The sequence below is a fragment of the Spiroplasma melliferum KC3 genome (genome assembly GCF_000236085.2).
GTDB classification, from domain to species: domain Bacteria; phylum Bacillota_I; class Bacilli_A; order Mycoplasmatales; family Mycoplasmataceae; genus Spiroplasma; species Spiroplasma melliferum.
The window spans coordinates 734,574-741,187 of the sequence record NZ_AGBZ02000001.1 but is presented as its reverse complement, the minus strand read 5'-3'; the positions used below and the strand labels follow the sequence as shown (position 1 = coordinate 741,187).

Genomic DNA, 6,614 nt, shown 5'->3' with positions numbered 1-6,614 from the left:
ATGTCTAGCTAATACATTCAGGAATTTTACCACATGAGTTACTTTTTCATCATGAGGACTAGTTCCGTCATATATAAAAAACTTTCATCAACAAAATTAAACTATCATCTGGAGGAACTGGTTTTGTTCTATCTGTAAAGTCTAAATTTTTAAATGTTAAAACTTTAACTTTATCATCTTCTAATGGATAATTACTATAAATTTTATCTGTTAATAATTTCATAGTTTCTGACAAATAAGTCAAAAGTAATGTTTTACCTGTCCCTAATTTACCAATAATTACCGATAACGGATTATCTCAAACAAAATTAACTAAACGAAAAGCATTTAACTGATAAAAAATATTTTTTCATAGTCACCAAACAAAATAAACACACTGCAAAACAAATAATAATCAAAAAACTAATCCTATATAATTTAATGAAATAATTCAAATTAATAAATCAATCAAACTAAATAAAAACATTGAACCACTAATATAACAATAATTTTTTAAGAAAAATATAAACTTTTTCATTTTACCTCCAATAGTTATTTATAATTAAACTAGTATTATTATGGTTTTCTCTCCCCACAAATCAAAAAGGAGAGTGAAAAAATTAAGAAAATTTTAAAAATAATTTCAATATTATTGCCTATCATTGGAATTATAAATTTTTTAATTAATCCTATCGGAAAATTAATTACTACAATTAATTTTATAGATTTAAAATTTTGTGGGGAGAGAAAACCATAATAATAACAAAATTTAATTATTTAAAACAACTAACTATTTTGAAAACCATTCACAACAAGAACCAAGTTAAAAATAAAATAACAATTCAAATGCCAATCATAAGAGTTAAATATTCATTTTGAGTTAAATTCCAAGTTGTAATACTTTCAACATTAGATTTATCAATAAATAAAAATACATGAATAAAAAACTCTTTTAATTTTTCTCAATCTTTTGCCATAATTTAAAAGCTTCACATTTTTTGAATGATTTTAAAAAACATACCAAAAAATAAGACTATAAATAATACAAACGAGAGAACATACAAAAATTCAGGAGCATTTGAACCAATAATATAACTTACAAATTGAACTCAATAATCATATAAACTCATTTAATTTAAATCTTTCAAATCATTAATCAATTCTTGTTCTTTTTCAACAGTTCAATTTGTTAAATTATTATTATTTGTTTTTACTTTTTGAGGTTCACCAGGGAATAATGCTTTTTTCATTTGTGTAAAATAATTTTGTTTATATTGATTATATAAATTAATTAATTCTGTCCCGGTTAAATATTTTCACACATGACGTTTTAAATTTTCATTATATTTTACAATAGGGTAAGAATTATCATAAATCAAACCAATAGCTACTTGATCAGAATGTTTTTCGCTCAGATAAATAAATTTGTTGCTTAATCAAAAACCAATATGTTTATTGTGATTAGGTAAATTTATAAATGAAGCTTTATCAGTCTGAAAAACTATAAATTCTCTTCGAATAAAATAATTTTCTACATTAATATTCTTCTTATAAAAACTCATAAAAACACCTTACTTTCACACATATAACTCATTTTTACTAGTATCAATACCAGCAAACCATTTACTTTCAATTATTCTGCGAAAAGATTGAAAACCGTTATAACCAATAAATCATTCTATATCAATAACTTTTATAGTATTATATTTACACAATGGCAGATTAGGACCACTTTTATAATTTGGTTTCTGATACATTATTCAAATCAACTCGCTTTCTATTGCACTGCATTGAGCAAACATTTAACTTAAAATACAAACTACCAACAAATTTTTTATTCAAAATAGAATGACAAATTTGACATTTACGTTTAATAAAAAATATTCAAATTCCTAACATAATTAATCACACTCCTTAAAAAGTTTAAGTTGTTCAGAAATATTTGGTTTAAAATTCATAATTAATAATTCTTGGCCTAATTCAATTAATTTATTTTTATGTTTCATATCATAAATTTTTTCTCATTCAATTTGAAAAAAGTTACTAAACAAATTTTTAATATATTCACAATTATTTAAACTTAAAATAAATTTTCCTTTTATATTTTTCAAATAATACAATAATTCTTTATAATCAAATTTATAATGCTTATACATAGCAGAAATATTTGCAATATAATAAGGCGGATCTAAATAAAAAACAGTATTCTTATCATCATAAATTTTATTTAACACGTTCTAAACAATCATAATATTTTAATTCATAACGTGTAATTGAAAAAGTAGTATTTTCACGACCACTTCAACCTAAACGATTTTGAAATAAAGTTTCTCAACCTTTTTTGCCAAATTTAGGTAATGAATTATAAATATTTTTAGCTTCTTCAACAGAATTAAATTTGGGATATTTATTAATAATATTATTGGTTTTTACATCATTTCAAAAAGTCATTAAATCAGAATTAATATCATTTAATATTACTTCATCTACTTTGTCATTAAACATTAAACGTAAACCAATCGCAGCTGAACCAGCAAATAAATTAATCATCTTTACCACTTCCTTTTTCTTTTTCAGCAAGTTTATTTTCATAAAAACTTTTTACTTTTTCTAAAATTTGCTCACGTTCTTGTTGAGAATATATTTCAACTGATTCATGACAATTTAATTGTTCTTGATATTCTTTTAACATTTCATAAGTTGCTTTCAAAACATCTGGTGCCATTTTATTAGGCCACTTTGCAAAATCTTTACCACAAATCGAAATTACTTGTTCGATACTATCTATAATTTTTTTCATATAAATACTCCTTAACATTTACTGTAACAAACATTGTTATATCTAATGCTTAAATAATGTATATGTATTGTAATAAACAATGTTATTAACATTGTTAAAAATATATAAAATCAAAAATTAAGGCACACTGAAAATAACTACTTAGTTTTAACTAATAGCTATTAAAATATAAAATTATATGTTTATAATTAAGTTGATATTTTTACGCTATATACTGCCTACAAGTTTTTAGAAAAAGAAATATTTTTTACAACATTATTTCTATTAAATCCTACTAAAAAATATTTTTCATAATAGACTCAATATTATGAACAATAAACAATATAAATGTAACTACTATTGGCGATATAGTCATATTTATTTCCACAATAACCAAAATAATTAAATTTATTTAAAAATAAATTTGTAGACAGTGTATAGTGCAAAAATAAACAACAAAATTATTTATTCAATTCACATAAAAGCTAGTGTGCCACAGCTAAGATATATGATCGATTATAATAAATATTAAAATCCTTTAACCATAACACGGAAAAAGTTTAATATTTTAATAATTACTCAAATTCCAAATGGAATTAAAATAATTCAAGCATCACCAAGAAATGTCATTAATTGTGGTAACACAGCATAAACAGCATCTTTAACTTTCATCATAGCTTGTCCTAAACCACTTCAAATAGAATCCATTCCACCTGAAATAGTAGGAGTATCTGCAGCTAGAAAATTAACAGCTGTTGTTAAATACATACCTAACATTATTCTTTAACCTCCTTATTTTTAATTTCTTTTTTATCTTTTTTCTTTCCTTGAATTTGACGAATTTTTTGATAAATCGATAAACCAATTCAAGCAAGAATTCCTAAAATAATAACAATACTAAATATTCATGTTAACCATACTGGCATAACTTAATTCCTCCTAGAAATTTAGCTTGCGCGGCACGCTTCGCGTGTTCGCTACGCTCAAAATAAACAATATTGAATAAATTACCGCTAATAAATTACGCGGATAATTTATTCATTTTCTTCTACATTATTAGTTACTATTTTATTAACAGTACTAATAACATTATCTTTTCCATACTTAGTTACTAAGGACCGCAAAATAAAATAATGTTTTCTTTCCATTAAAAAATCAACTCCTTTCTGAGTTGATTTGTTGCACTTCATATTACAGTTTACATACTAAAAAAGAATAGTTTTTTATATTTATCTAAAAAATATAAAAATCTTAAGTTTTTACATCATAATTTATTGTTGGAATTATAACATAAATTTAATTCTTATTTCTTGTTATAAAATTTAATAATTTGACACAAATTAAAAATGAGACCAACTGTACAATTACAAGTTTAACATTTAATAAAAATAGTAACATATAATCTAATTTATTAAAAACAATTCATCTCGAATTGTTTTTAATTTATTTTATCGGATCGTAAATAATTGTTAAATATTGTTTGTTTTTAACATCTTAATTGCTTAGTAAAAATATTTTTAAATTATTCTCTCATAAGAGATTTAATTGTTCCATCTTCTGTTGATTTTAAAGTTAATTCATACATTACAGTATCATTTTGTTGATGAGGAACAACTAAGATAATTTCATACTCAATTGCATTATCAATAATTCGATCGCCAACTTGATAAATAGATTTAATTTCAAGGGAATTATTGTGTTCATCAGCTGTATAATCAAAATTATTTAAATTAAATCCAACCTTTTCATGAAATGTTTGATTTTCTATTATCGTTGGATCATTAAATTGTAACGAAAAAGTATTAATTTCTTCATTATTAATTTGCTCTTCAACTTCAATTTTATCTTGTTCTAATTCGGTTTGAATTTTTTTTCGATCAAAAATTGCACTTAATGAAAGTTTCTTTTCATTTTTTGACTCAGATAACATTTCTGTTGATAAAAATTGTTGCGTTGGAAAATTATTAACAAAATTTTCATCACGTTTTGGCATAATATATTCTGTTGGATTAACTAAACTTTTCGGACGTTCAATTCCACTATTTGTTTGTTCTAATTCATCTTGATTAATAATTTTTGAATTTTGTTGCCGTGATGTTTGCTTTGCTTGAATAAGATCCAAATCTTGGCTTTGATAATCAACTGGGTTGTCATTAACTTGAGTTGAATTTGGTATAACTGATTTTGGAGTAATTATTCCAGTAATTTTTTTTAATGTTTTAACATCTTTATGCAATTTAATTAAATATTCTTGAATTTGATTCATATTTGTTTTTAAATCATCCAATAACTGTCCATCATTATTATCTGATGAATTTTCTGATTTTAATGTTGGTTTTTTTTGTTTTAATAAAAAAACTAAAATACTAATAAAAAAACCTAAGGCACAAATTGGAATCATTATTACTAAGAAAAAATAACCAATTTGATATAAAAGAATAACATTTGAGGCAAAAACTTCACCAGCAGCATTTTTAATTTGCATTGTAAAAATAAAATTAAAGCCATATTCTATGATAAAAAACACATATGGAAAATTTTGAACACCTTTCTCAACACCAAAACCACTAGTACCAACTAAGCCTAATTGATGATTATTAGAAAGAATATAATAAATTTCTTTACCAGCAATAATAATTAGTAATAATGATAAGAATAGAAACAAAAGCATGAAAATAAAAAAGATAAGAATAAAAATTTGTGTTTTTGTTAATTTTGTTTTCATTAGCTTAAATTAAAATTAATTCACGTTTTGCTTCTGTTAAAAGATGAAACCCATTTTCGGTGACTAAAATATCATCTTCAATTCGAACACCGCCTAAATCAGGAATATAAATCCCTGGTTCAACAGTAATAACCATTCCTGGTTCTAATAAAACATCACAAAATGGTGACACGCGAGGAAATTCATGTATTTCAATGCCAACTCCATGACCTGTTGAATGTGTGAAATATTCGCCATAACCTTTACTTATAATATAATCACGACAAATTTTATCAATCATTGCTGTCGTAACGCCTGGTTTAATTGCTTGCATTCCTAAACTTTGTGCTTCATAAACAATATCATAAATTTCTAACATTTTAGATGATGGCGTTCCTAACCCAATTGTTCGTGTTGTATCAGAACAATACCCATTATAAATACAACCAAAGTCAATTGTAATTAATTCATTATTCGCAATTATTTTATCAGTTGCACGTCCGTGTGGTAATGCTCCTCGTCACCCAGAAGCAACAATTGTATCAAAACTAGGTTTATCAGCCCCAGCCTCAATAAAACTATTAATAATAATTTGTTCAACTTGACGTTCTGTCATTCCAACTTTAATTTTGTTAATAACATTATTAATGGCAATATCACCAATTGCACACGCTTGTTTTAAAGCCTCAATTTCAGCATTTGTTTTAATTGCTCGTAATTCTGAAAAATCAACTGGTTTTAAAGCGACTGATGATATATTCGTTGTTAAAGTTTGATAAGTCAAATATGTTAAGTAATCACTTTCAAAAGCTAAAGTTTTGACATTGTTTTTAAGCAAATCACTTTGTAACATTCCAAAAAAACCACCCGGATGATTCGTTGCCATTTCAACGACACGTGTAACATTTCTTGCTTGCTTTTTACCAGCAGTAATATAACGTCCATCTAAATACAAGATTGATTCAGTTTTTGTAAATAACAAATATCCTTCGGAAGAAGCAAATTCAGATAATCAAAACCGATTAACGGTTGAATGAAATAAAATTCCATCAACTTGATATTTTTCTAAATACTGCTCTAATTTTACTTTTTTATCTAATTTTACTTTAACATATTCCATTAGTATTATTCTCCTTTTCCTCTCTATAAATT

10 protein-coding genes and 1 pseudogene are annotated in these 6,614 nt (G+C 24.4%); all 11 read right to left on the bottom strand.

Annotated elements, in window-relative coordinates:
- Nucleotides 1–517: pseudogene (locus tag SPM_RS03615) on the bottom strand (hypothetical protein); the annotation flags it as partial.
- A gap of 235 nt (nucleotides 518–752) precedes the next feature.
- On the bottom strand, nucleotides 753–956 hold the full coding sequence (locus SPM_RS03610; RefSeq protein ID WP_004027715.1) for a DUF2649 family protein: 204 nt from the start codon (nucleotides 954–956) through the stop codon (nucleotides 753–755).
- 153 nt (nucleotides 957–1,109) lie between these two features.
- Nucleotides 1,110–1,541, bottom strand: coding sequence for a DUF3627 domain-containing protein (locus SPM_RS03605; RefSeq protein ID WP_040584425.1), 432 nt, complete (start codon nucleotides 1,539–1,541; stop codon nucleotides 1,110–1,112).
- Nucleotides 1,542–1,550: 9 nt separating this feature from the next.
- Nucleotides 1,551–1,736 (bottom strand): hypothetical protein, encoded by a 186-nt coding sequence (locus SPM_RS03600; protein ID WP_040584424.1) that lies wholly within the window; start codon nucleotides 1,734–1,736, stop codon nucleotides 1,551–1,553.
- Nucleotides 1,737–1,880: 144 nt separating this feature from the next.
- The gene (locus SPM_RS06830) at nucleotides 1,881–2,213 is read right to left on the bottom strand and encodes a DNA adenine methylase (RefSeq protein ID WP_137165062.1); all 333 of its coding nucleotides are present in this window, start codon (nucleotides 2,211–2,213) and stop codon (nucleotides 1,881–1,883) included.
- Entirely contained in the window at nucleotides 2,203–2,529 is a 327-nt protein-coding gene (locus SPM_RS06825) for a DNA adenine methylase (RefSeq protein WP_051600836.1), read from the bottom strand. The genes SPM_RS06830 and SPM_RS06825 overlap by 11 nt, the downstream gene beginning before the upstream one ends.
- Nucleotides 2,522–2,779: a hypothetical protein gene (locus tag SPM_RS03590; protein ID WP_040584423.1), complete on the bottom strand. Its 258-nt coding sequence runs from the start codon at nucleotides 2,777–2,779 to the stop codon at nucleotides 2,522–2,524. The genes SPM_RS06825 and SPM_RS03590 overlap by 8 nt, the downstream gene beginning before the upstream one ends.
- A 507-nt stretch (nucleotides 2,780–3,286) precedes the next feature.
- The gene (locus tag SPM_RS03585) at nucleotides 3,287–3,535 is read right to left on the bottom strand and encodes a hypothetical protein (protein ID WP_004028750.1); all 249 of its coding nucleotides are present in this window, start codon (nucleotides 3,533–3,535) and stop codon (nucleotides 3,287–3,289) included.
- The gene (locus SPM_RS06425; protein WP_081799507.1) at nucleotides 3,535–3,684 is read right to left on the bottom strand and encodes a hypothetical protein; all 150 of its coding nucleotides are present in this window, start codon (nucleotides 3,682–3,684) and stop codon (nucleotides 3,535–3,537) included. Before SPM_RS06425 ends, SPM_RS03585 begins: the two co-directional genes overlap by 1 nt.
- 596 nt (nucleotides 3,685–4,280) lie before the next feature.
- Nucleotides 4,281–5,483, bottom strand: a complete 1,203-nt coding sequence (locus SPM_RS03580; RefSeq protein WP_004029032.1) for a hypothetical protein — start codon at nucleotides 5,481–5,483, stop codon at nucleotides 4,281–4,283.
- A 4-nt stretch (nucleotides 5,484–5,487) separates the two neighbouring features.
- Nucleotides 5,488–6,582, bottom strand: coding sequence for an aminopeptidase P family protein (locus SPM_RS03575; RefSeq protein ID WP_004029031.1), 1,095 nt, complete (start codon nucleotides 6,580–6,582; stop codon nucleotides 5,488–5,490).
- Nucleotides 6,583–6,614 lie beyond the last annotated feature (32 nt).